Below are 24,143 nucleotides of genomic sequence, written 5' to 3'. Positions count from 1 at the left end.
CGAGATGCCCTCGGGCTCGGCGAGCTGGTCGAGCGGCGTGCCCGCCAGCATGGTTCCCCAGGCTGGCCGTGGCGCCGCCATCAGGCCGTCCGTGCGTGTCACGCCCGGCAACGCTATTCACCGTCACCTGCCCCGGCCCGAGTTCCTGTGCCAGCACCCATACCAGCGTGTCCGACGCTACCGGTGGTGAAGTCCCGCCGCAGCAGGTCCGGCGCCGGGGCCGCTTCCGGCTCGGGGGACCGCGGTGCGGACCTTCTTGCGCAGGTGGACGCCCTGACGGCCGCCTCGGCGCGTCACCCGCTCTACGCGCTTGTGGCCGACGTTGAGTCCGGAACCATGAGGGCGAAGAGTCGTTCGAGGGAGGGCTGCTCCTCGAGACTCCAGATGCACTGCAACAGCTCTTCCGCACGGTCTTTACCGAGACGTGGCTCGACCTGGCCGAGGAACTTTGCGGAGATCTCGTCGTCGGCCATGGGGTTCTGCGGGTGCCCCTTGGGATTCTCACCCATGAGAGTCAGTGCCCGTCCGTCCTTGAGCTCCACCTCGAACCGACAAGCCATCTGCCAGGGGAAGCTCGCTGTGTACGCCGGGTCTTCGATCAGCTGGATCGTGTTCGTCACGTCCAACAGACTGGGGTCGAGGTAACGCTCTGCCTCGAACGTTGCCTCCGTGATCGCGCCGTCCACCAGCGCCGCGGCGATGAGATACGGACCGCTGTGGTCGGCAGTTTCCCGGTTCGAGGGGCGCCACAGGGCCGGTTCTGCCTCGCGTGACACGACTGACTTGCGTTCCATGTAGACCCTCATTGTTGCGATGTCACGTGGGTCGACTGTCTTGCGCATCTCCAACGCAAGCTGAACCGGCAGCTGCATCTCGTAGCGCAACGGCAAGTGCTTGAAGTACGTGTTCTCCACGCGGAAGGGGCGCTGAAGGCTGCCGAACGGCCCGAGCGAGAACTCGTGGTCGAGCTGCCGCATGAATCCACGAGCACCTTCGAACGCCATCTCAGGCCCCGTGATCCCTGCTTCAGCGAGTACGGCCGCGAAGAGTCCGTTGCGACTACCGTTCGGGCCGGCCAGACCCTTCCAGTTGGAAATTGACCCCACCCGGGTCTCGTACAGACAGATGTTGGGGACCACGGCGAGCCGGATCGCGTTCGCCGTCTGTGCCCGCGAGAGTCCGAGAAGCCTGGCTGCGGCCGCCGAAGTTGCGATGCTGTGGAAGAGGGGATGGTCCCAGCCATTGCCGCGGAGTACGACCTCATCGACGAGCTGCCCACACACCTCGTACGCAATGACGATACCCAGCAAGGTTTCCGATCCGCTCGCACCGGCGACCTCAGCAGCTGAGAGAATCCCGCCGAGATTGTCACTGGGATGGGGCCCTGTGTCCCCATGAGCGTTCGTCTTCTCGGTGCCGAAGTAGTCGTCGTTGAAGTCCAGGCACCGGGTGGCCGACCCATTGACGAATGCAGCCATGTCAGGTGTCGTCTGGATTGTGGTGCCCCAGAGCGTGGCGGGGCGAGAGCTGATAGCTGTCGACGCGACCGCCCGAAGGGCACTGATGACGTCGGTCTCCTGAGCGCCGAGGGCACAGCCCACGGCATCGACAAGGCACCGCTTCGCGGCCCTGAGAGCGGCGTCGCTGACATGGTCGTGAACCACCTCCGTTGCGAAGGAGGTGAACCCGCGTACGACGCTGTCAGCGATATCGGTCTGAGTGGGACCAGCAGTCATCTGGAGGACCTCGTGATGTTGCGGGTTGGGTTCGGATTCTGTCCCGGCAAGCCGGGTACGACACGGGAGCACTTACAAACTAGGCCAGCGATAACAGTGCTGCAAGAGTCTGACGTTTAGCACTCGGCTCCGGTGTGTGTCTACGGGCGCACAAACTGCTAGCGTCCAATGATCTTGTTCGTCCATCTGCTCCCTCATTTCCCGGGTGTGGACAGCCGTGGACGCGTGACCGTTGCCTGCACCACACGTGTCCAGCAGTCGAGCCCGGCCAGGGAAGGCAACAGCGATGGCGCTGATCGTGAGGCCGGGCCGCCGAGCTCCTCCCGGCGTAGTTCGGGAGCCATGGCACAGTGGCGCGTCCACCGCAGTATGTGATGCGCCCTCTGATGCTGAGAACGCGGGCTTCTCACACGAGACGCCGACTGATCTCAGTAACGTCGGCGACGGATTCCAGGTTCTTGGCCAGTTCGATGACAGCCTCGACCTGTTCAGGCGGAGGGGGGTATGCCGCAGCGGCTGCGCAGTCCCGGAACTTCCCTGACAGGTCATCCCATGTGGTGGGCCTTTCCGGACTACCTGGGTAGCCGGCCCCGCTCTTGGCGAAAGTCCGGCCGTCTGTGGTCGTCATCTCGACGTGCCCCGGAGGGAGTTCGAGCTTCCAGTCGAGGGAACTGTCCTCGACGGGGACGACCTTGGCGGCCATGGCGCGGACTCGCCGGTCGCGGACTCCCTCCTCGGTGAAATGTGCGAGCCTGACCGACCCATGAACGGCCGCCAGGGCAACGAGGTGCGGGAGGCTGAACTTGGCGTCGACAAGTGTCTGCGGCGCCTGTCGGACGTCCAGAGGGGTGCACATGAGGTTGTGGTAATCCCCAACGAAGACGCGGATCTTCTCGATGGCTTCTGGCTTCAGGTCGTGCTCCGCCATGAGCTCGATCGTCGCGTGAATATGGCTGTGTGATGTTCCGACCGAGGGCCAGAGTTTGTACAGGGTGCCTGCGCCTCGGTAGTCGCTACCGAGTTCAGTCAGCATGAGCTCGCGGTCGTACTGACCAGCGAAGAAGGTGTTGAAGACGCCGACCGGGCCTTCGAACAGTCGGTCCACGCCGGTTAGGCCCTTCTCGGCCAGCAGTGCAGCTGTGACGGCGCCTCGCGCCGAGAACCCCGCGTAGACCCCTCTGAGGTCACTGCCCGTGCCGGCAATGACTTCTGTGACCCCGGCGGACTGCTGGCTTGCGATACCGAGCGCATGCTGGACGGTGGAGCTAGGCAGGCCCAGTACGCGGGACGCCGCCGCAGTTGCGGCGTAGATGCCGAGAACACTGGACAGGTTCCAGTCTTTGCGCCATCCGACGTGGCACCGCAGGCGGGCGAAGATGTCCTGTCCGGCCGCAACGGCAGCGATCAGGTCGGCGCCGGTCACCGAGCCTTTGCGCTCAGACACAGCCATGGCGGTCGGCACCACTGAACTCGCGGCGTGTTGACCCCAAGGTGTTTGGTCGTCGAAGTCCAGACAGTGAGCCAAACCGCCGTTGGCGAAGGCGGCGTTCACCGCCGGTACCCGCAGGCCCAGTCCCCATACAGACGCTTCGTCCCGACCACCGTCCCCCTTCACCAAGCCGAGTAGAGCTTGGGTTGCCGGTTCCGCACCACTCGCCGCCAGGGCGACACCCACGGTGTCGAGGATGCTCATCTTCGCCGCCTCGATCGCAGGGCTGTCCAAAGCCTCGATGGTGACAGTCGCCGCCATCTCTGCGAAGTGGTGAGAGACGTCTCGTTCGGTTTCGGGCATGCCGCACCTCGTTCCTTGAGAGTGCAAGACACTTTACGATGTGTCTATGGTCTGACAGTATCCAGAATGACAACGACGACGCCTACTGAAGGCAATGTCTCGGGTGGGAGGGCGACCATGACCGTGGACTTCGCGAACAAGGTGGCCTTCGTCACCGGAGCGTCGAGCGGCATCGGGCGCGCCACCGCGCTGGCCTTCGCGCGCGCCGGTGCCTCGGTGTCAGCGGTCGACATCGACGAGGAGGGTGCAGCGGAAACCGTTCGCCAGATTGAGAAGGGCGGCGGAACCGCGATCGCGCTCACCTGCGACGTGACCTCTCAGTCGGCGGTCTCGGGAGCGGTCCAGGCGACCCTCGACAGCTTCGGCCGACTCGACGCAGCGTTCAACAACGCCGGGATCGAGCAGCCGGTCGCACCCCTGGCCGAGATCAGCGCGACCGACCTCGACCGCTTGATCGCGGTCAACCTCAAGGGCGTCTTCTTGTGCATGCAGAGCCAGGTGCCCGCGATGCTCGCCGGAGGTGGAGGCACCATCGTCAACACCGCCTCGGGCGCCGGCGTGGTCGGTATCGCGGGACAGGCCGTCTATTGCGCGACCAAGTTCGGAGTGGTCGGCATGACCAAGGCGGCGGCTCTCGACTACGCCGCGCTCGGTGTGCGGATCAATGCCGTGTGCCCCGGGATCATCCAGACCCCGATGATGGACCGATTCACTGGGGGCACCGACGAGGGCCGTGCCCGGGTTGCAGCGCAAGAACCAATCGGCCGGATGGGGTCCCCCGAAGAGATCGCCGACGCGGTCCTGTGGTTGTCGTCGGATGCGTCGTCCTTCGTCGTGGGCCACGCCATGGTCGTGGACGGCGGGCAGACGGTTTGACGCCGTCAAGCCCGAGAGCGGTTCGGACTCGACGAGAAAGAGATGCGGATGGCCAGGATCGGCTTCATCGGAGTGGGCGCGATGGGTTCCTCGATCGCCAGTCGGCTGGTGAACGGTCACGACCTCCTGGTCAGCGACCACACCCCTGCTGCTGCCGCGGAGTTGGTGACTCAGGGTGCTCGATTCGCGACACCGGAAGAGATCGCTGAGGAGTGCCGGACCATCTTCCTCTGCCTTCCCGGCCCTCTCCAGGTGAAGGATCTGCTGCTGGGCCCCAAGGGCCTGGCGTTCGGCCTCAAAGCGGGAACGATCATCATCGACACCACCACGGGCACCCCCGCCACAGACTCGGAGCTGGTGGCAACGCTCTCGGAACGGCAGGTGACCTACGTCGACTCCCCGATCGCCGGTGGCGTGCGAAGGGCGCGCGAGGGAACTGCCACGCTCATGGTTGGTGCTGACCCCGATGTCTTTGTCGGCATACAGGATCTGCTCCATGAAGTGACGACCGAGGTGGTCCATGTCGGTCCGGTCGGGTCGGGCCACGCGATGAAACTCGTCAACAACCTGCTCAACGCGTGCAATCGCTTTGCAGCGTTGGAGACCATCCGTCTAGGAGTCGCGGCAGGGATGAGGCAAGAGGTCGTCGTCGACGTCATCAACAAGTCGAGCGGCCGGAACTACGCCACGGAATACACATTTCCGCAGCTGCTCTCAGGGGACGCCTACAAGCCACAGGGGTTCACCCTCCAACTCATGCTCAAGGACATCCGCCTGGCGAACGAGCTCGCGGAGGCCCTTGACCACTCGACTCCGATCGGCAACCTGGTGCAGGAGTTCACACAGCAGGCGATCGAACGTTTCGGCCCCACCGCTGACCAGAGCCAGATGATGGCGGAGTGGTACGACGCATGACCGACACCGGACATACGAGCGCGATGACGCCCGACGCAATGCTGATCGACGGCGAATGGCGCCAAGCCTCCGACCGGGGAACTTTCGAGTCCTTCAACCCTGTGACGGGGCTGGCGTGGGCAACCTGCCCACGTGCCACGAAGCAGGACGTGGACGACGCCGTCGCCGCTGCGCGACGTGCCTTCGAGGATGGACCTTGGTCGACTTCCACCCCTCTCGAAAGAGCGCGTCTTCTGCGCAGCCTCGGGGACCTTGTCGGCGAGCATTCCGAGGAGCTCGCCCGGCTTCAGGTCCAGGAGAACGGCAAGCTATGGCGTGAGGTCGCGGATCAGGCCAAGGCGCAGGCCAACGCTTGCTACTTCTTCGCCGGGCTTGCGGAGCATCCGATCGGCCATACCCTCGCCGTGAGCAATCCCAACATGCAGGCCTTCACGCTCCGCGAGCCGGTCGGTGTTGTGGCTGCGATAACCCCGTGGAACAGCCCCATCGCCCAGCTCATCGCCAAGCTCGCTCCCGCCCTGGCGGCCGGCTGCACAGTGGTCGCCAAGCCTTCGGAGATCACGCCCGTCTCCACGCTTTATCTCGCCCGGCTGATCGAAGAGGCGGGATTCCCCCCGGGTGTCGTGAACGTCGTCTCGGGCGGCGGTGAAGCGGGGCGCCACTTGGTGGAGCACCCACACGTCGACCACATCTCGTTCACCGGGTCCACCGCCGTGGGGAAGCAGATCGCGGCAACTGCCGGCTCCCGTATGGCGCGGGTGTCCTTGGAACTGGGCGGAAAGTCCCCCAACATCGTCTTCCCGGACGCTGACCTTCCCAACGCCGTCAACGGAGTCATGGCGGGGATTTTCGCGGCGACCGGGCAGACCTGTATGGCGGGATCGCGAGTGCTCGTTCACGACGACATCTACGACGAGTTCGCCGACGCACTTGCACAGCGGGCCTCGGAGATCAAGATCGGCGATCCGATGGACCCCGCGAGTGAGATGGGCACCGTCGCGTGCCGCTCGCAGTACGACAAGGTCCTCGGTTACGTGGACATCGCCGTGGGAGAAGGCGCACGCCTTGTCACCGGCGGGAAACGTCCCGACGCTCCTTCGCTGAGCCGTGGCTTGTTCATTGCGCCGACCGTGTTCACGGAGGTCACGAACGACATGCGCATCGCACGTGAGGAGGTTTTCGGGCCGGTCGCGGCACTGATTCGGTTCCGGGACGAGGACGAGGCTGTGAAGATCGCCAACGACACCTCTTACGGCCTCGCCGCCGGCGTCTGGACGAATGACGTGGCGCGGGCTCATCGACTGATCCGACGGCTCCGGGCCGGCACAGTCTGGATCAACAACTACCGCAAGGTCAATTACGTCGCCCCGTTCGGCGGCTTCAAGGAGTCGGGTGTTGGGCGAGAGAACGGCGTCGACGCGATTCACGAGTACACCGAAGTGAAGACCGCGTGGATCACTACCGGGGGAACGATCAACGACCCGTTCAACCCACGTGCCTGACGAAGGGCGTACCCACTCAGGGAAGGTCCGAGGGCGGGCCGTGGTCAGCACACATCGAAGCGGACGGAAACAGGAGCCACTGTGGATCTGAGCCTGAAAGGCAAGACAGCCCTGATCTCGGGAGCCAGCGCGGGCATCGGGCGAGAGACCGCGAAGACGCTGGCCCGCGAGGGAGTACAGACCATCGTGGTCGCACGGCGAGCCCCCGAACTCGAGGCGTTGGCCGACGAGATTCGAGCGGAGGGTGGTCCGGCGCCCGTGCTGATCATTGACGACCTCCTCGATGACGGGGCCTTTGGCCGTGTCACAGCGACACTCATGGACGAGTTCGCCGGCGTCGACATCGTCGTCAACAACCTGGGGCAGGCTCGGCCGTTCGACCTGGACACCACTGAGGCGGAATGGAGCGAAGCGTTCCGTCTCAACTTCACGACTCCAAGAAAACTCACCACGCCCTTCATCGCGGGCATGAGGGAACGGGGGTTCGGACGAATCGTCAATCTCACCGCGACATCGGAGCCGCAGCATGTGAGTGGCTCACTCACATCCAAGGCGGCCGTGCTCATGTGGGCGAAGGGCCTTTCCCGCCTGGTGGCAAAGGACGGCGTGACTGTCAACTGCGTCTCGCCCGGCTACCTGCTGACCGACCAGATCAAGAACAACTTCATCCCTCAGTTCGTCCCTACCGAGAAGGATCAGCAGGACTGGCTCGAGCGGGAAATCCCAACCGGGCGCTTCGGAGATCCCGCCGACGCGGCCAACCTCATCACTTTCCTGTGCTCTCCGCTGGCCGGGTACATCACGGGACAGCGGATCTATGTCGACGGCGGATGGAACCGGCACGTGTGACCGACATGGAGGCATGGCCCCGAGAACGGCGCTCCGGTGTAGTCGTGTGACGCCCGGTGCGTGGCGGCCTTGTCGGCTCGGTGGCGCCCAGCTCGGTACGTGCTTCCAAGATCAGGGGCACGCCCCGCGATTCGTGGAAGACCGTGCGTACCGACGCGTCTACGCTGATCCGGCCTGCCCCTGGCCAACTCCGTGCGCACCTGAGGCCGGATCCGATGAGGTCCGCGCTGCTGGAGCGGCTGGCCGTGCCCCATCCGTGAGATCCACGCGGCGTACGGCACGAAGCCATCCAGCCGGTCAGCACTGCCGAATGCGTCCAGGTCGCTGCCCGTTGCGGCGATGAACTAGGCGCCCAGCCTTGGCATCATGCAGGGCAGGCTGCGGGATACCTCGGCCGCAGGACCTCACGAACCTCGCCTCGATGAGGCCCGTCCAGCTCGGCGAGGCTGTTACACCCTTCGCGTGGCGGCCTCGTGGCAGCGTTGAGCTACTCGGTCGGCGCCATCGACCGCACACGCAGTTCAACCGCTCCGGGCCCACAGGGGGCGCAAGTTGGCAGCGATCTCGCCACTGGGCGGCAACGTTTCCAGGTCCGGACGGACGCAGTCGAAACGTGACCAGCCCCAAGATCATGTCGCGCCCGTCAGTCGCTGACTGCACAGCCCTCTCAACCGCGGGTTGAAATCGCCGACTGGTGCTGAGCATGAGGGGAAAGGCTTGCCAAGCTAGGTACAGCCTGACTATTGTCTGACAGAGTCGTAGCATGCAAAATCTTTAACTACGGTCGGGAACGACCCTGTCGATCGCAGCGCATCCTTAGGAGCGGCATGCAAGGGATCGTGTTTCGAGGCGAGCGTAAACTCGAACTGGTGACCTATCCGGACCCGACGCCGGGGCCCAATGAGGTCGTCGTCCGGATCGAGGCATCGGGTATGTGTGGGTCTGATCTGCACATGTACCGCGGATCCGGGAGCGGGACGCACGGCAAGATCGCTGGCCATGAACCCGCCGGCGTGATCGCCGATGCGGGCTCAGAGGTTCCCGGAAGCTGGCTCGGCCGCTCGGTCATGGTTCACCATTACTTCGGCTGCGGCAAGTGCGACCAGTGCCACGCCGGCTGGACTCAGATGTGCCGCAACGGAGCTGTGGCCATGGGCAACACCGCACATGGATCGCACGCCGACCTGGTCAAAGTGCCGTTCAGTGCGATCCTGCCCATGCCTGACGGTTTGTCGTACCTGGCCGCTGCGGCCATCAGCTGCGGCACGGGAACGGCCTGGGGGGCGCTCAAGCGCCTGAACCTGACTGGCGACGACACCATCGCCATCTTCGGCCAAGGCCCGGTCGGACTGGCCGGCACCCAGCTCGCCGTCGCCATGGGTGCCCGCGTGGTCGCCCTGGACATCTCGCCCGCCCGCCTGAAACGGGCGCACGAGTTCGGTGCGTGGCGGACGATCAACCCCGCGCAGGTGGAGTCGGTCGCCGACGCCGTCCGCGATGTCACCGGCGGCCGTGGCGTCTCGAAGAGCTTGGAGACCTCGGGCGCGTCATCCGCCGCGCAAGCTGCGCTGCACGTGTTGGACCTGTGGGGTGCCGCCTGCTGGGTCGGAGTCGGTTCGACCATCCACTTCGACCTTACCGAGCACCTGTACAAGCAGATCACCGCGACGACCTCGTGGACGATGTCCATCCCGGCGATGGAAGCCTGCGCCAACTTCGTCGTCGAGCGGGGCGTCAATGTCGATGAACTCTTCACTGAGCGCTGGAAGCTCACTGATTACGCGGACGCCTATGAGATGTTCGACAAGCAGACGTCGGGCAAGGGCGCCTTCATCCCGTAGTAACGCCGCAAAGAGAACTGTAAATGACCGGCTGCGCTGATCAACGATTGTCGGCGACGCTCCGCGGGCATTCGTGTGGTGGTGACCGCTTTCCCATCAGCTGGTAACAATGTGGTCGATGCAGCGTGCGAGCCGTAGTAGCGCCGCAGAATGCATTTCCGTAGTGGATTTGCATCGCTATCAATCAGCGCAGCTTCCGCATTTGTTCGGACAATTTAACCAGAGTCGCGTCAGTCGACGTGATGTACAGAAAGGGAAAAGAGAATGGAAGGTCGCGTGCCTGAACTCTCCGGGAAGAATGTCCTCATCACTGGCGCCCTCGGCACAATTGGGCAGGCGCTGGTCGCCCGCTATGCCGAAGAGGGTGCCAGCATAATCGCGCTGGATCGGCCGGACGCGCCCGATCCGCAAAAGGTACTGGACGGCATTGCTCAGGGCGTGCGTTATTTCGGCTGCGATCTGAACGACTTGGCCGGGCTGGAGGCCAATGTGGCAGCGCTGGCCGACGAGGTCGGCGGAATCGACGTGCTGGTCAACAATGCGGCGCTGGTCATCTTCAAGCAGCACGATGAGTTCACCATCCAGGAATACGAGGACCAGGTTCGGGTGAACTCGTCTGCCGCCTTCGTCCTGTCGCGTGTCTGCTCCAAGCAGATGAAGGTGAAGCGCTACGGGAAGATCGTCAACATCACCTCGTTGACCCTGACAGGTCGATGGGACGGCTATGTGCCGTACATCGCCTCCAAGGGGGCCATGTACGGCCTGATCAAAGGGCTCGCCCGCGAGCTCGGCGAATACCTGATCAACGTGAACGGCATCTCGCCTGGTGCCGTCGTCTCGGAGGCTGAATTCCGGGACCGAGGCGAAAAGCGCGAAGAGTACCATCAGTGGATCCTCGAGAATCAAAGTATCAAGCGCCGAATCGAGGCCGTTGACATCGCCAACGCAGCTGTATTCCTGTCGACTTCGGTGTCGGACCTGATCTCTGGCCAGAACATTCAGGTCGACGGCGGTTGGTAGTCGGCCGAGAGAGGACTGGCGACCCAGCATCCTCAAGCCGTCCCGGAGGCGTTGTCGAGCTAGACAGCAAAGTCCTGCTGGAGTACTGGATCGCCCCCACCGCGAGAGGGGCCCACTGAGCTCGACATCTGTGACGGCTCGTCGGTTCAACTGGCGGGCTGTTTGGCTTTGTTCGGTCGATGGGCAAGCTGAGGGGCCCGTCTGTCGCGTCGGATGGGCGCCGGATTCCACGGCCCCGGCAGGGCGATGCTGCTCGCAAGGACGGGGGAGCTCTGGGCGGCCGGGGTTCGGCGGGGTGGGTGGCCGACCCTGGTCGTTCGTGATCACACGGTCCAGGGTCAGTGGGCTGTGAGACGGAGGGTGCTGAGGCGTCAGGTGGCGATCAGTTGGGCGGCGGACAATCGACGCAGGCGGAGTCGGCGGGGGTCCCGCAGACGGGGCCGGTCAGCCCGAGCGCGGGCATCCAGGCGGTTCGTGGTTCGGCGCCGCACCCAATGGCATGGTCTTGACAGTTGCACTTTCCTGGCAGTTTGCCCGTCTTCATGCTGTTCTTTGCAGGGATTGAAACATCCAGGGAGGAAACTCTCCCTTCCGAAGACAGAGTGGGCGATGCGATTCTTTCGTCGTAACCGGGCGGCGAATCCCTCTGCGGGGGAATTCTATATGTCAGCGGTTACGGCCAGGCGTGTCCCACCGATCGACGCATCCGAACCGCCGCTGCATTGCGGGAGGTATTCCATGCCTTGACAACCGGGGCAATCGGTGCACCACAACCGCAATCTGGGATCTCCGTCGTCTCCGGGCGGTTTGTGCGGGGTCGCATGTTCACGAATGACGGGGATCGACTACTCCCCGCCTGCATCATCTGAGAAGTCTGAGGAGATCGACGAAGTATGACCACAAAACTCAGGGCTCCGCAGCTCTGGCTGGCGCTAGCTCTAGCGCTTGCTCTCCTGGTATCCGTACCCTTGTTCGCTCAGGCCAGCGCGACTGAGCGCGGTACGGGTTCCCTTGTTGGTGTGTGGCGTATGACATCTTTGGAAGTCGGCACTGAGGGAAACCTCCAACCTGTGCCCTACTCCGGCCAGATCGTTTTCAGTAAGTCCGGCACCATGTCGGTGCAGGCGATGAACCCCGACGCCAACGCTCCGGACACGCCGTACACGAAGAACGGGTACGAAGCCTTCTATGGGAATTTCACCATCAGCAAATCCGCCAGGACCTTCGTAGTGACCGTCCAGTCGTCATTGGCGCGTGACCTCATCGGGCAGAGCCTGACGCGCGCGTTCCGAGTATCGGGCAACACGCTCGTCCTGACACCGCCGAATCCGGCAGAAGGCTGGCGCGCCACTTATAAGCGCGTCTGATCGGATAGGATTCGCTCACCAGCCTCGATCGTTCATGAGTCCCCGTCAGTTCTCTGCCGGGGACTCTCTGGTGTCTGGGCGGTCAGTGGAGTTGATGTCCGGGGCGCGGTATTCGGACTACCAGGGAACTGGCAACGTCCAAGAGGCGCTGGCGTGTGATGTGGCGGTACCAGCCGAAGCAGCGACGGACTTTGTACTGCTCCAGGCGGCAACTCGGGTTTTTCGCGGTCTGAAAGCAATCGCGTGGACGAAGGCGAGGTAATAGGAAACCTCCCGGGCGGGCCGGCACCCAGCGGCGATGTTATGGGAATCATGCAGGGCATCGCCATGGTGCTGCGTCCCGAGCCCGCCGGCGTACGGCACGCCGGTCACCTGCCGCTCTGACGGGCATGCCGTCGGACTCCTCGGCGATGTCGTCGTGGACTCGCAGGGCCGCGTGGGCCTGGGTAATTTCGGCTTCGACCTCTATGAAGGCGAGCCGATGAAGCTGGCCGCACTGCACCGAGTCGATCCCGACGGGACGATCACCGAGGTGACGACCGGCCTCTGGTTCCTCAACGGCTGCGCGATCACCTCGGAGGACGTCCTTCCTGTGGACGAGACCTTCGGCGATCGCATCGGGGCCTTCGACCTGACGGGCGACGGGAAGCTGTCGGAGAACCAGATGCGCCCCTCGTGCCATCGCGATCCTTCAGTAAAGATGAAGCCCGGAATCAACGTGGTAGGTGTCGTATATGTTCGTCCTCCGTTGAGCCTGGCCGCGGGCACCGATGACTGGGCCGGATCATGGTCGTTCGCTGGTGGCTCACCGAGTTCACGACGGGATCGCGCCCGGTTCACGGCCGCGTAGGTGGAGAGCGCATGACCCCACTCACTCATCCCTTTCATGTCAAATTGCGTAATCTGAGTCGTATGAAGGCACGGCTCAAACTGCTCGCAGCCACGGATGCGGGAGCAGCCGAGAACGAGGTCTTCCGGCTGGCCCTCCACCACGTGGTAGCGGAGCTCGGTGCCCTGGGTGGAATGGTCCACCTCAGTGGCCCCATGTCCGCGCTACGCCTCGTGTCGGCCAACGGGCTACCCCCGGTCCTCACTCGGGCATGGGAGATCGTCGGACAGGAAGGGACGACCGCCCCGGCCCTCGCCGTACGCCAGGGAAGCGCCGCATGGGTGCCCATCGCCCGCCTCGAGTCATCCGCGAGCGAGTCATCAGCGAGCGCCTGGCCTGATACGGGCATGGCTGCCGTGCCCATATCCGGGGAAATGCGGACCGTCGGCGCGCTCACCCTCCTGACGGGCGACGGCGGCGAGCCGACCGGTGAACAGTGGGACTTCCTGCGGGCCGTGATGGCTTGGGTCGAGGAACGGATGGACCAGGCACTGCCACCTGCCCGACCGCTTCAGGAGCTCTGGCGCAGCGCTCGAGTCCGGGAGGCGCTGGAGGAGGTCCAGGTAGGCTCATGGGTTTGGAACATCCAGTCCGGTGAGTTGCACTGGGACGAAGCCACCATGGCTCTGTACGACGTGGACCCCGCGCAGTTCGTGCCTCGTATCGAGACGTTCATGAAAGCTGTCCACCCCGATGACGTGCCGTTCATGCTCGCTGCGGTCCAGAAGTCGATCCACGACCATACGCTGTACGAGGCCGAATTCCGGGTCCGTCTCCAGGACGGCACGTACCGCTGGACCCACAGTCGCGGCAAAGTGGTTCTCGACGACGAGGGCGAACCTCTCCGGATGATCGGCGGGGCGTGGGGTGTCGACGAGCCGACTTCCGCCCGGAACGCACTCGCCCGTGCCCTGCGGCACATGAGCGACGGCTTCCTGTCCGTGGACGGCGACTGGCGGATCGTCTACGCCAACCTGGAAGCGGAGCGCACCCTCGGCTCCTCCGAGCAAGAGCTGCTCGGCCGAGTTCTGTGGGAGCTGCCCCGCGTACGGCAGCTGCACGACTTGGAGGACCGCTGCCGAAACGCCTCCGCGTCACTCCCCGCGGGCTTCGACATACGAATCCCCAGCACCGGACGCTTCTACCACCTGCGGCTAGTCCCGGTGCCGGACGGCACCATCTGCTATTTCACCGACGTCACCGAAAAGCGGCAACGCGACGCCGAGCGGGAAGCCGCCGAACACGCCGCCGCAGAGCGGTCCGCTCGAATCGCCGAGCTGACGACGGCTCTCGCCAAGGCGACGACCTCACGGGACGTGGTGGACGCGGTCGCCCGGCGGGTGCTGCCGCCGTTCGGCGCCGTCGGCCTGGTCATGCAAGCCATCGAGGGCGACCGGGCGTACAACGTCGGAGCCGTCGGCTACCCCCAGGAGTTCCTGGACCGGTTGAACGGCTCCCCGTTCCATGAGGCCACACCGGTCTGGGACTCGCTGCTCTCGGGGGCCCCCGTGTTCATCTCCTCGGCGGAGGAGTACGCGGCGCGCTATCCGGGCCGGGCCGACCTGCCCCACAAGGCTGGCAAGGAATCGTGGGCCTTCCTGCCGCTGACCGCCTCCGGGAGACTGCTCGGCGCCTGCGTGATCAGTTTCGATCATCCGCGCCGATTGACCGGCGAGGAACGTACCCTGCTCACGGCGATCAGCGGCCTGGTTGCGCAGGCCCTCGACCGGGCCCGACTGTACGACTCCGAGCACACCCGAGCCCAGGAACTCCAGCGCGCTCTGCTTCCCCGCGCGCTGCCCGCTCTGCCCGCCTGCACGCCCGCCGCTCGCTATCTGCCCGCCGGGCACGGTATGGAGGTCGGCGGCGATTGGTACGACATCATTCCGCTGTCCGCCGACCAGGTCGCGCTTGTCGTCGGCGACGTGATGGGACACGGGTTGTCCGAGGCAGCCACTATGGGACGGCTGCGCACCGCCGTACACACCCTCGCCGACCTCGAACTGTCCCCCGACGAGATCCTGAGCCGCCTCAACGACATCGTCAGTGGCCTCGGCGACGACTCTTACGCCACCTGCCTCTACGCGATCTACGACCCCACCACCCGGATCTGTACCTTCGCCCGAGCCGGACACCCGCCGCCGGCCGTGGTTCATCCGGACGGGAGCGTGCTCATTTCCGAATCTGCCCCCGACCCCCCGCTCGGCGTGGCCGGGCCCCCGTTTGAGACGACACAGCTGACACTGCCCGACGGCAGCCTGTTCGTGCTGTACACCGACGGCCTCATCGAGTCCTCCCAGCGCGACATCGACGACGGCCTGACTCTCCTCACCGGGCTCCTGGGTACCGCCCACACCAGCGGCCTCGACAGGATTTGTGACACCCTCATCGCCGGCTTGCTACCCGCCGACGAGCAGGACATTGACGACGACGCCACCCTGCTCGTCGCCCGCCTCCACGCCCTGCCTGCCGACCAGATCGCCTCCTGGGCCCTCCCCGAGGCCCCGCAGGCGGCGGGCGAAGCCCGCAAACACGTGCGTGAGCAGTTGTCCGCGTGGAAGCTGGACGATCTGACGATGAGCACTGAACTACTCGCCAGCGAGCTCGTAGGCAACGTCGTACGGCACGCCAAGGGCCCCGTACAGCTCCGCCTGCTGCGCAGCGCCGACCTGATCTGCGAGGTCTCCGATGGCAGCCTGACCACGCCCCGCATCCGCCGAACTACGGAGACCGACGAGGGCGGGCGCGGGCTGCAGCTCGTCGCTGCGCTCTCCAAGCGGTGGGGCACCCGCTTCACGGCGACAGGGAAGTGCATCTGGACTGAGCAGGCGCTGCCTGCCGTGCCCTAGCTCCTTGTCCGCGTGAAGCTTGGCAGGGCGCGACCGCGTGGCACGTGACGGGACCGGATGGGCGGGATTCCGTGCACGAGCGGTTTCAGGGTGAGGCTGTCGTGCATGTCGGTGTCGGAGATGCCGAGTAATAGGGGCAGTCCGTCCGATCCGTGATGAGGTGCATCTTCGCCCCCAGCTTGCCACGGTCGGGTTCGGTCCCGTCAGCGGCCCCCTTTGCGGTTCGTTCGGAGCTCGAAGGCAGCACCGTCGGCATCGTCGGATACGGTGCCATCGGCTCCCGTGTCGCCCGCATCCTGCGCGGCTTCGGCGCCCACGTGCTCGTCGCCGACCCCTTTGTCCGTCCGGACGACGTGTCACCGGCGGAGGTCACCGACCTGGCGGACCTCATGCGGCGCTCCACGTTCGTCACCGTCCACGCCCGCGCGACTCCGCAAACCGAGGGTTTGATCTCCCGGCAGATGATCGACCTGATGCCCGCGGGCGGCGTGCTGGTCAACTGTGCCCGCGGGTCCCTCGTCGACTACGACGCCGTGTGCGACGCCCTGGACGCCGGAAGGCTCTTCGGCGCGGCCTTCGACGTCTTCCCGGTGGAGCCGATCCCCGCCAACTCCCGCCTGCTGACGACCCCCAACATCGTCATGACGCCCCATTTGGCCGGCGCCAGCAAACAGACCGCCTTCAACGCCGCCTCCATCGTGGCCTCGGAAGTAGCAAGATTCCTGCAAGGCCAGCCACTCGCGCACTGCGCAAATCCAGACGTTATCGCCCGACTTCACTGAGCTGCCTGGAAGCGGAGGCTGGACGGCGGGCAGACTGGGCCCTGTTCGAGCCGGTGCTGGAGGGGATCCGCGTCCCCAGGACCGGTCCGGGCAGGCCGCGCAAGAAGCCCGACAGCCTGGCGGGCGACAAGGCTTACAGCAATGGACTGCCGCGATTACCTGCGGCAACGGGGCATCAGCCACACGATCCCGGAGAAGACCGACAGCCAGGCCGCCCCCCTGCGAAAGGGCTCGCGCGGCGGACGGCCGCTGCGCCGCGACTGACGGGTATTTCTCGGACCTGATCGCAAAGGCTGTCACCGCCGGAGGTCTCTGGCCCCGCTATGGCGACACGCGCCTCATGACCTGCGCTGTACCAAAGTGCCAACTATTTCGCTGATTCTGCGGCTCCGGCCGCTGAAGCTACTTGGCATCAGTGCAGCTCGTGAGCGTGGCCTGGTGTCAACTAGCGAGCCCGGTCACATGTCCTGTTGTGACAAAGAAGCCGTGAGAGCGCGCAGGCGCGTCTGGGACCGGTCAGGGTGCGAGGGTTCCCTTCAGGGCCTTCGAGAGGAGGAAGCGGAGAGCTTCCGCGGTGACCGGTCGTGGGTTGGCGTAGGGCCGGGCTTGTGCCTGGATGATGATTTCGTCGAAGTCGCGCTCGGTGAGGCCCAGATCCGCCAGAGAACGGGGAGCGCCGAGTTCGGCGGATGCTTGTGCGAGGTACTTCGGCACGTCGTCGGTGGCCAGGGCTCGGCGCAGGGCCTGTTCGGCGGCCGGTGCCGCGGGGAGGTTGAAGGCGGCGACGTACGGGAGCAGGACGGTGTGGGTGGCGGCGTGCGGCAGGTCGAAGGTGCCGCCGAGGATGTGGCACAGCTTGTGGTGCAGCGACATGGTCGTGGCCCCCAGGCACGCCCCGCACAGCCACGCCCCCCCGCAGCGCGTCGGTGCGGGCCCCCAGGTCGCAAGGGTCGGCGGCAATGATCGGCAGGGCTGCGCCCAGCGAGCGCGCCCCTTCCTCGGCCATCAAGGACACGATCGTCGAGGTGTCGGGCGCGTACAGGGCTTCCACGGCATGGGCAACAGCGTTGAAGCCGCTGGTCACCGACACGTCCACGGGGAGGCCGAGGGTGAGTTCGGGGTCGTAGACCACGCTGCGGGGCAGGACGGACCGGTCGCGGCCGGTCCGTTTGCGCCCGTCCTCGCTGAGTCCCCACACGGTGGTCATCTCCGAGCCGGCGTACGTCGTCGGCACACTGATGACGGGCATGCCGGAGCTCAGGGCGATCGCCTTGCCCAGGCCGATGGCGGAGCCGCCGCCGACGGCCAGGCAGCCGTCCGCGCCGGTGTCGCGCGCGACCGCTCGGGCCGCTTCCGCGAGTTCGGCCGGCACGTGCGTCCGGGCCTCGGTGAACAGCCCGGCGTACGCCTCGCCCAGCAGAGTGGCGGCCTGCTCGGCGAGGGCGCGTCGGCCTGGTGCGGCGAGCACCAGGACCCGCCGCAGGCCCAAGCGCTCGGCTTCTTCGGGCAGTTGTCGCAGGCTGCCGGTGCCGAATACGACCCGCATCGGCAGGGCCTCGTAGGTGGAGGTCATCGCGTCGGCTGCACTTCCGGGGCCAGGACGATGTCGAACTCGGCATGTGTGAAGGGCACGGTCACGCCGAGACGTTCGGCGTCCCGCGTGTCGTAGGACTCGGTGAAGTCGGTGATCAGGCCCCGCTTGACCGCGAAGACGGCGTCCGAGTCGACGTAGGGGCTGCCCGCGACGAACGCGTGCGTGGTGACCGGACGGTGGTGCTCGGCCCGCGCGATGAAGTGGATGTGGGCGGGCCGGTAGGGGTGCCGGGCGGTGGCTTCGAGGAGGCGGCCGATGGGACCATCGGTGGGGATGGGGTAATGGGAGGGGACGACGGTGCTGAACCAGTAGCGGCCGTCGCCGTCCGTGCGGAACAGTCCGCGGCCGTTGCCCGGCGGCTGCACGTCGGGCTGCTGCACGTCGTAGAAACCGTCCTCCGAGCACTGCCACACGTCGAGTTCGGTGTCCGGCAGCGGAGAGCCGTCGGCGGCGAGCACGCGGCCGGACACCACGCAGGGGCGGCCGGTGCCCAACAGGTCGATGGAGTCGCCGAGCTCGCGGCGGGGCGACTGGGTCATGTGGAAGGGGCCGAGGACGGTGCTCTCGGTTCCCGCCTCGGCACCGTTCAGGGTCTCGACGAGCATGGAGACGCCCAGGATGTCGGAGAGCAGGACGAACTCCTGGCGGGTGTCGTCGCACGTCTGGCCGACGGCGGTGAGGAAGCCGATCGCGGCCTCCCACTCCTCCATCGTGGGTTCGATGTCCCGCACGAAGTCATGGAGGTGGCGGGTCAGGCTCTCCATCACCTGCCGCAGCCGCTGGTCCTTGGTCTCCCGGAAGCTCCCCACCACCGCGTCGGTGGCGGTCTCGACGGTGAAGTCCATGGGTAGTCCTAGCGATTCGCGGTGTGGGGGGAGCTGACCAGGTGGTCGGTGAACCAGTCACCGGTGAGTGCGTCGCGTTCGGCCGCGTGGTTGTAGAGGGTGTGCTCGCCGTCGGGCCAGATCCGCACAGTGGAGGTGGCGGGGTCGGCGGCGCGCAGGAACGGCTCCTGGTCCTCGTAGCGGGCGAGGGGGTCCTCACCGCCGTGCAGCAGGAGCAGCGGGCAGGTGATGCGGTGCTTGTACGGGTCGAAGCGCAGGCCGCCCATGACCTCGGCCACCCGGTCCAGGTCGTCGGTGCCGACCACGGCGGCCATCTGCTCGCGGGCGGTACGGAATTCCGGGACGGCCGGGACCGCGGGAGCCCCGTTGACGACCACCGCGCCGATGCGCGGATCGGCGGCGGCCAGATGGGCGGCGAACAGGCCGCCGAAGCTGACGCCCTGGACGCCGATGCCACCGTCGAGGCGGGGATCGGCCTCGACCAGGTCGACGAAGCGGGCGAAGCCGTCGGTGACGTGCTCGTCGACGTACAGCCCGTGGCGCATCCGCGATTCGCCCTGGCCTGGCCCTTCGGCGAGCAGGCAGGCCAGGCCGCGTGCGGTGTACGCGTCGGCGAGGCGCAGATATGCGGCTCCCCAGCCGCTCAGGCCGCCCCAGACGATGACGGTGGCCCGGGGCGGGGCGGTGTCCGGCAGGCACAGCCAGCCGCCGAGGACGCCGTCTCGGTGCGGGATCTCCACGCGCTCCGCCTCGGGTGCGAGAGCGGCGGTCGCGGCGGTGTGCCGGGCGTACAGCTCCCGCTTCTCCGGGGTGTCGCTCTGGTACGCCATCTGCGCGAACATCAGGGCCGCGGAGGCGAACCGGTACGCCTGCCGGGCGGTGGTACGGTGCCCCGCGGCTTCCGCCGACCGCGCGCGCTCCAGTTGTCCGTCGGCGACTGTCGCGGCGGCATCCTGCCACGGGATTCCGGCGGTGGTGTCGGCGAGCAGCCGTCGGGCGTCGGCGGGGTCCATGCCACAGTCGGTGAGCCGGGTGAAGGGCATGGCCCGGTGCTGGGCGGCGACCAGCGGGGGCAGCGCGGCCCCCGCTCCAGGATCTCCGGTCGTCATACGGCTGCTCCCACCGTTCCGGACAGCGCGGCGTCGAGGTCGTCCACCAGCGCGCCCAGGTCCGCACTGTCGACCGCCGTACCGAACAGCACGAAGTCGGGGCGCGCCAGATACGCGACCGCGCCGAGCAGGTAGAGGTACTCCCGGTGCCGTCCGTCGAGGTCGTCGACCGTGTCGAGGGCGACCACGGCGCAGCCCAGGCGCTCCAGCCGGGCGAGCCGCTCAGGCCCGAGGGCATCGGCGGGATCCTCGGCGGCGACCAGGGTGAAGCCGTATCCGGTCAGGTCGTCGAGGCGTTCGGTGCGGCCGTCGGCCAGACGGATGCGGCCCTGGGGGGTGAGGGTGCCGACCGGCGTGCCGACTTCCTTGCGCAGCACTCCGCCGCTCAGCGGTGGGAACGGGGGCGGCGGGGGCACCTTGCCGGCGAAGAAGGCCGCGTCCCGGGCCGCGGCGGCCTCGGTGTCGTGCGTGTTGGCGACCTTGCCGAGGCCGATCGCCGCGTGAGTGAGGGCGGTGACGTGCGGGCGGCGCTCGCTCTCATAGGTGTCCAGGAGTGCATCGGGTGCCTGGCCGCCGAGGACGAGGTGGAGTTTCCAGGCGAGGTTGGTGGCGTCGCGTATGCCGCTGCACGCGCCCTGGCCGAGGTAAGGCGGCATGGTGTGGGCGGCGTCGCCGGCCAGGAGGACCCGGCCGGTCCGCCAGCGGGTGGCGATGCGTGCCTCGAAGCCGTACACCAGCTGCCGGATGATCCGCATGTCCTCCGGGCCGAGGTCGTGGTATTCGCGCAGGAGGCGCCAGGCGGTCTCCGGAGTGGTCATCTCCTCGCGGGTCTCGCCCGGCAGCAGCGCGAACTCGAAGCGCTGGCGGGTCGCGCCGATGTTGATGGTCATGTGCCCGCGCGCGGGATCGCAGTACTGGGTGCCGTACGCGAACTCCGGGGGCGGGGGGCGGAGCCACTCGGTGTCGACGTTGACCCACTGCTCGTTGAAGGCGAAGTCCTGGCGCTCCACGCCGAGCAGTTCACGGATCCCGCTGCGGCTGCCGTCGGCGGCGATCACATAGCGGGCCCGGACGCTGTCGTGCGGTCCGTCCACACACATGGCGTCGGCGTTCCAGCCGCGCAGACGCAGGGTGACACCGTCGTCGTCCTGGTCGAGGCCGGTGACCGCCCGGCCCTGACGGACGTCGACCGTGCCGTAACCGCGCAGCCGTTTGTCGATCGCGCTCTCCACATCCGGCTGGTACATGGAGATGTGATCCGGATACCCCATCGGGCCGTTGGGGTTCGCCGGGATGTTCACAAGGTTCTCGCCCTTGCCGTTGACCCACACGTACTGGCACATCGACGAGTCACGCAAAGCCTCGTCGACATCGCCGGCCGCCTGGATGGTGCGGGCGGTCTCGTCATCGATGTGGGTGAGTCTGGGCAGCCCGTACAGACCGGGCCAGCGCTCGCAGACCACCACCCGGTGGCCGAGCCGGCCGAGCAGGGACGCCGCGGCGAGTCCGGTCGGACCGTAGCCGACGACGGCGATGTCATAGTGCGGAGCCATCCGACACCTCCAGAGACAGCCCCGCGCCGCTGCGAGGGGTCGTGGTGGGAAGGGAGAGGGGCGCGGCTCGACTGTGCGGTGCACGCCGCAGCCTCGTGTGAATTCACAGCCTGTGTGAATTCGGATTCACACTCTTTGGTGAAGCGAGATTCACACGACGGCAACATGGACGTCAAGAGCCCGGTCGATAAACTGCGCAAATGACCGAGTCCCCCACCCGCCGGCCCACCGCCCTCCGCGAAGGCAGTCGCCGTTCGCAGCAAGACCTCATGCAGGCCGGGTACACCCTGCTCGAAGAGGGCGGAGTGGACGCGCTGACCGTGGCCGCGGTCGCCGAGCGGGCCGGCATGGCGGTCGGCAGCATCTACCGCCGGTTCGGCGACAAGGAAGGACTCCTGCTGGCCATCCAGCACGCCTTCACCGAAAACCTCCAGGCCGAGATCACGCAGCGCATGTCCATGGAGCGGTTGCGCCTCCTGCGCGATCCGGCCGTGGCGATCGCCGAGGCGGTCGGCGCCATCACCGACGCCTTCCATGCGCATGAGGACCTGCTCCGTGTCTTCCTTCTGCTTGGCACCCGGAACGAAGCGGTACGGGGCGAGGGCTCGCGCGTCAGCGTCGAGGGCAACCGCCACTTCGCCGAGGCTCTGCGTCACATCCCCGTCGCGCACCCGGATCCCGCGGCCGCGCTGGACTTCGCCTTCCGCCTGGTCTACGCCACGATCGCGCACCGCATCACCCAGGGCGAGTTCCTCGAATCCGACCGCCCGCTGTCCTGGAACGAGCTGCGCAGTCACCTCCAGACCGCGGCCATCTCCTACCTTCTCGGCGCCCCGGACGGCCGCTGATCCCCTGGCTCGCCGTTGCACACAAGCGCGCACAGGGCTTGACGCAGAACGAGTGGTTGTGAGCTCATGCTCACCACAAGTGTGAGTGTTGACTCACAGAAGTTCGCTCTCGTCGCTTCCCACGCCCTCGCGCCGACGACTCATGCCCGCTCCCACCCCGGAGCTCCGTCGTGGCCGAGCAACTCGAAGGAGAGTTGTCGATGCATGCGACCTTGCCTCTGCCCACCTCCGACGTCGACCTGTTCGCCGACGACGTGCTGCACGACCCCTACCCCGAGCTCCGCGAGCTCCGGGAAGCCGGCCCCGCGGTACGGCTGACCGCCTACGACGCATGGGTCCTTCCCCGCGACGACCACGTCCGCGCGGCCCTGGCCGACCATGAAAGCTTCTCGTCGGCGCACGGCGTCGGCTACGAGGACCAGTTCAACGCCCAGACGGTCACGACCAACGCTGTTGAGCAGGGCCGGGCGGCCGCGGCCGGCCTGCTGCAGGGCGCGTCGGCGCGGCCGTACCGACCGGACCCGTACTTCTGGACCGAGCAGTCCGGACTCGACATCAAGATCAGCGGCGAACTGCCGCTCACCGGGACCCCCGACATCCTCGCCGGATCGGTGAACGACCGCAGTGCGCTGCTGAGGTGGCGCCATGACGCAGACACGGCCACCGCCGTCGCCGTCAATCACCGCCTCCCCGTCATCAAACTCAAGCGGCTCGGCGCCGGAGTTCCCGCCCCCGCCCCAGCCCGTACGTAAGGACGTCACCATGGCTCAGCCGCATCCTGCCCCCTACGATCCGATCGATCCCGCCCACCACGTCGATCCCGCCCCCCGGCTCGCCGAAGCCCGCGATCGCTGCCCGGTGTCCTAGCCTCGCCCCGGTGTGTATGTCCTCGCCCGCCACGAGGACGTACGGGACGCCCTCACCGACCATCAGGCGTACTTGTCCGTCGACAACTTCGCCCTGGAAGGCGGCACCAGGACGGCCGACCTGCCCGCGGTGCCGATCACCATGGCGGACCCGCCCTACCACACGGCGCTGCGCGCCCGCCTCAGGCGCTGGTTCGCTCCGGCTCGACTCCGCAAGCAGGAACCACGCGTCCGCGAGATCGTGGCCGGTGTCCTCGACACATGGCAGCCCGGCCAGAAGGCGGAGCTCTACCACGAGCTCGCCCGTCAGATCCCCACCCGGGTGGTGTACGCCTTCCTGGGCCTGCCGGAGCAGGACTGGGAGCGCCTGCACCAGTGGGCCGACGCGATCGACGACAGCCTCCCCGAACTGCGGACCGACATGCCGGAGTTCCTGGCAATCACCCGCTACCTCGGACAGCAGCTCGCTGCCCGGGCCGCCTCCCCGGCCACCGGCGAGGACGTCCTGGACGGCCTCGTGCACCCCGCGGACGGCGAACCGCCGCTCACTCCGGTCGAGGCGGTCATCCACGCCTTCCAGCTGACCATAGCGGGCACCGACACCACTGCCAGCCTGATCACCAACCTCCTCCACGAGCTGCTCGTGGACCGCACCCGCTGGGAACGGCTGCTCGCCGACCGCACCCTCGTTCCAGCGGCGATTCCGTGGGCGGCGAACTCGGCGTCGGCCGCCGCGAGGATGGCGCGTCGGGTACCTGCGGGATCGCGTTGGCGGTCCTGATCCCTGGGGCGCCTCCGGCACTGTCGCTTCCCGGAAGATGCTGCGGGCTTCGCTGAACTCGTCTCCCGCGCTGCCTCAGGGGCGACTCCGTCGGCCGTCTCGTCGGCCGGGCCGAATACCTTGTCCTCC

19 protein-coding genes and 2 pseudogenes are annotated in these 24,143 nt (G+C 66.7%); 15 read left to right on the top strand and 6 right to left on the bottom strand.

What is annotated here, in order from left to right:
- Positions 1-302: 302 nt before the first annotated feature.
- Both JIX55_RS05025 and JIX55_RS05020 read right to left on the bottom strand, forming a co-directional pair.
- Positions 303-1,736, bottom strand: coding sequence for an MmgE/PrpD family protein (locus tag JIX55_RS05025; protein ID WP_257562007.1), 1,434 nt, complete (start codon positions 1,734-1,736; stop codon positions 303-305).
- A 406-nt stretch (positions 1,737-2,142) separates the two neighbouring features.
- A complete protein-coding gene (locus tag JIX55_RS05020) occupies positions 2,143-3,528 on the bottom strand; it encodes an MmgE/PrpD family protein (RefSeq protein WP_257562006.1) in 1,386 nt (461 codons plus the stop codon).
- A gap of 117 nt (positions 3,529-3,645) precedes the next feature.
- On the opposite strand from JIX55_RS05020, the gene JIX55_RS05015 reads away from it, so the two are divergent.
- The 12 genes and pseudogenes from JIX55_RS05015 to JIX55_RS51360 all read left to right on the top strand — a co-directional run bounded on the left by JIX55_RS05015 (position 3,646) and on the right by JIX55_RS51360 (position 16,682).
- Entirely contained in the window at positions 3,646-4,404 is a 759-nt protein-coding gene (locus JIX55_RS05015) for a glucose 1-dehydrogenase (RefSeq protein WP_257562005.1), read from the top strand.
- A 36-nt stretch (positions 4,405-4,440) separates the two neighbouring features.
- Positions 4,441-4,920 (top strand): annotated as a pseudogene (locus JIX55_RS05010) (NAD(P)-dependent oxidoreductase); the annotation flags it as partial.
- Positions 4,906-5,319, top strand: coding sequence for an NAD-binding protein (locus JIX55_RS05005; protein WP_257569217.1), 414 nt, complete (start codon positions 4,906-4,908; stop codon positions 5,317-5,319). The pseudogene JIX55_RS05010 and the gene JIX55_RS05005, both read left to right, overlap by 15 nt.
- Positions 5,316-6,821 carry an aldehyde dehydrogenase gene (locus JIX55_RS05000; protein ID WP_257562004.1) on the top strand — a complete coding sequence of 502 codons (1,506 nt, stop codon included), beginning with the start codon at positions 5,316-5,318 and terminating at the stop codon, positions 6,819-6,821. Before JIX55_RS05005 ends, JIX55_RS05000 begins: the two co-directional genes overlap by 4 nt.
- An 81-nt stretch (positions 6,822-6,902) precedes the next feature.
- Positions 6,903-7,670: an SDR family NAD(P)-dependent oxidoreductase gene (locus JIX55_RS04995; protein WP_257562003.1), complete on the top strand. Its 768-nt coding sequence runs from the start codon at positions 6,903-6,905 to the stop codon at positions 7,668-7,670.
- An 827-nt stretch (positions 7,671-8,497) separates the two neighbouring features.
- The gene (locus JIX55_RS04990; protein WP_257562002.1) at positions 8,498-9,511 is read left to right on the top strand and encodes a zinc-binding dehydrogenase; all 1,014 of its coding nucleotides are present in this window, start codon (positions 8,498-8,500) and stop codon (positions 9,509-9,511) included.
- A gap of 276 nt (positions 9,512-9,787) precedes the next feature.
- Entirely contained in the window at positions 9,788-10,531 is a 744-nt protein-coding gene (locus JIX55_RS04985; RefSeq protein WP_257562001.1) for an SDR family oxidoreductase, read from the top strand.
- Positions 10,532-11,424: 893 nt separating this feature from the next.
- Complete coding sequence (locus tag JIX55_RS04980; protein ID WP_257562000.1) at positions 11,425-11,898, top strand: lipocalin-like domain-containing protein; 474 nt, start codon at positions 11,425-11,427, stop codon at positions 11,896-11,898.
- A 298-nt stretch (positions 11,899-12,196) separates the two neighbouring features.
- Positions 12,197-12,748, top strand: a complete 552-nt coding sequence (locus JIX55_RS04975; RefSeq protein ID WP_257561998.1) for an SMP-30/gluconolactonase/LRE family protein — start codon at positions 12,197-12,199, stop codon at positions 12,746-12,748.
- 62 nt (positions 12,749-12,810) lie between these two features.
- On the top strand, positions 12,811-15,636 hold the full coding sequence (locus JIX55_RS04970; protein ID WP_257561997.1) for a SpoIIE family protein phosphatase: 2,826 nt from the start codon (positions 12,811-12,813) through the stop codon (positions 15,634-15,636).
- Positions 15,637-15,791: 155 nt separating this feature from the next.
- Positions 15,792-16,418 (top strand): NAD(P)-dependent oxidoreductase, encoded by a 627-nt coding sequence (locus JIX55_RS04960; protein WP_257569216.1) that lies wholly within the window; start codon positions 15,792-15,794, stop codon positions 16,416-16,418.
- Between the two features lie 141 nt (positions 16,419-16,559).
- Entirely contained in the window at positions 16,560-16,682 is a 123-nt protein-coding gene (locus JIX55_RS51360) for a hypothetical protein (protein WP_443046374.1), read from the top strand.
- A gap of 252 nt (positions 16,683-16,934) precedes the next feature.
- Here JIX55_RS51360 and JIX55_RS04950 read toward each other — a convergent pair.
- The 4 genes and pseudogenes from JIX55_RS04950 to mhpA form a co-directional block, all read right to left on the bottom strand.
- A pseudogene (locus JIX55_RS04950) lies at positions 16,935-17,991 on the bottom strand (maleylacetate reductase).
- Positions 17,988-18,857 carry a dioxygenase family protein gene (locus JIX55_RS04945; protein WP_257561996.1) on the bottom strand — a complete coding sequence of 290 codons (870 nt, stop codon included), beginning with the start codon at positions 18,855-18,857 and terminating at the stop codon, positions 17,988-17,990. Before JIX55_RS04945 ends, JIX55_RS04950 begins: the two are co-directional and overlap by 4 nt.
- 8 nt (positions 18,858-18,865) lie before the next feature.
- Positions 18,866-19,966 carry an alpha/beta hydrolase family protein gene (locus JIX55_RS04940; protein WP_257561995.1) on the bottom strand — a complete coding sequence of 367 codons (1,101 nt, stop codon included), beginning with the start codon at positions 19,964-19,966 and terminating at the stop codon, positions 18,866-18,868.
- On the bottom strand, positions 19,963-21,519 hold the full coding sequence (gene mhpA / locus JIX55_RS04935; protein WP_257561994.1) for a bifunctional 3-(3-hydroxy-phenyl)propionate/3-hydroxycinnamic acid hydroxylase MhpA: 1,557 nt from the start codon (positions 21,517-21,519) through the stop codon (positions 19,963-19,965). Before mhpA ends, JIX55_RS04940 begins: the two co-directional genes overlap by 4 nt.
- Before the next feature lie 200 nt (positions 21,520-21,719).
- Between mhpA and JIX55_RS04930 the strand changes: the two genes are divergently transcribed.
- The 3 genes from JIX55_RS04930 to JIX55_RS04920 all read left to right on the top strand — a co-directional run bounded on the left by JIX55_RS04930 (position 21,720) and on the right by JIX55_RS04920 (position 24,014).
- The gene (locus tag JIX55_RS04930; protein ID WP_257561993.1) at positions 21,720-22,367 is read left to right on the top strand and encodes a TetR/AcrR family transcriptional regulator; all 648 of its coding nucleotides are present in this window, start codon (positions 21,720-21,722) and stop codon (positions 22,365-22,367) included.
- Between the two features lie 200 nt (positions 22,368-22,567).
- Positions 22,568-23,119 carry a hypothetical protein gene (locus JIX55_RS04925; RefSeq protein WP_257561992.1) on the top strand — a complete coding sequence of 184 codons (552 nt, stop codon included), beginning with the start codon at positions 22,568-22,570 and terminating at the stop codon, positions 23,117-23,119.
- A 127-nt stretch (positions 23,120-23,246) separates the two neighbouring features.
- Positions 23,247-24,014: a cytochrome P450 gene (locus JIX55_RS04920; RefSeq protein WP_257561991.1), complete on the top strand. Its 768-nt coding sequence runs from the start codon at positions 23,247-23,249 to the stop codon at positions 24,012-24,014.
- The last annotated feature ends 129 nt before the right edge of the window (positions 24,015-24,143 follow it).

This window comes from Streptomyces sp. DSM 40750, assembly GCF_024612035.1.
In the GTDB taxonomy this organism is placed as follows: domain Bacteria; phylum Actinomycetota; class Actinomycetes; order Streptomycetales; family Streptomycetaceae; genus Streptomyces.
Note: the sequence above shows the minus strand (reverse complement) of the source record. Positions and strands in the feature narration are given on the sequence as shown.

Coding starts and splice junctions, on each gene's coding strand:
- JIX55_RS04945 (WP_257561996.1), bottom strand. CDS start 18,857: ATGGACTTCACCGTCGAGACCGCCACCGACGCGGTGGTGGGGAGCTTC.
- JIX55_RS05015 (WP_257562005.1), top strand. CDS start 3,646: ATGACCGTGGACTTCGCGAACAAGGTGGCCTTCGTCACCGGAGCGTCG.
- JIX55_RS04990 (WP_257562002.1), top strand. CDS start 8,498: ATGCAAGGGATCGTGTTTCGAGGCGAGCGTAAACTCGAACTGGTGACC.
- JIX55_RS51360 (WP_443046374.1), top strand. CDS start 16,560: ATGGACTGCCGCGATTACCTGCGGCAACGGGGCATCAGCCACACGATC.
- JIX55_RS04980 (WP_257562000.1), top strand. CDS start 11,425: ATGACCACAAAACTCAGGGCTCCGCAGCTCTGGCTGGCGCTAGCTCTA.
- JIX55_RS04925 (WP_257561992.1), top strand. CDS start 22,568: ATGCATGCGACCTTGCCTCTGCCCACCTCCGACGTCGACCTGTTCGCC.
- JIX55_RS05000 (WP_257562004.1), top strand. CDS start 5,316: ATGACCGACACCGGACATACGAGCGCGATGACGCCCGACGCAATGCTG.
- JIX55_RS05020 (WP_257562006.1), bottom strand. CDS start 3,528: ATGCCCGAAACCGAACGAGACGTCTCTCACCACTTCGCAGAGATGGCG.
- JIX55_RS04940 (WP_257561995.1), bottom strand. CDS start 19,966: ATGACGACCGGAGATCCTGGAGCGGGGGCCGCGCTGCCCCCGCTGGTC.
- JIX55_RS05025 (WP_257562007.1), bottom strand. CDS start 1,736: ATGACTGCTGGTCCCACTCAGACCGATATCGCTGACAGCGTCGTACGC.
- JIX55_RS04930 (WP_257561993.1), top strand. CDS start 21,720: ATGACCGAGTCCCCCACCCGCCGGCCCACCGCCCTCCGCGAAGGCAGT.
- mhpA (WP_257561994.1), bottom strand. CDS start 21,519: ATGGCTCCGCACTATGACATCGCCGTCGTCGGCTACGGTCCGACCGGA.
- JIX55_RS04975 (WP_257561998.1), top strand. CDS start 12,197: ATGTTATGGGAATCATGCAGGGCATCGCCATGGTGCTGCGTCCCGAGC.
- JIX55_RS04970 (WP_257561997.1), top strand. CDS start 12,811: ATGAAGGCACGGCTCAAACTGCTCGCAGCCACGGATGCGGGAGCAGCC.
- JIX55_RS04960 (WP_257569216.1), top strand. CDS start 15,792: ATGAGGTGCATCTTCGCCCCCAGCTTGCCACGGTCGGGTTCGGTCCCG.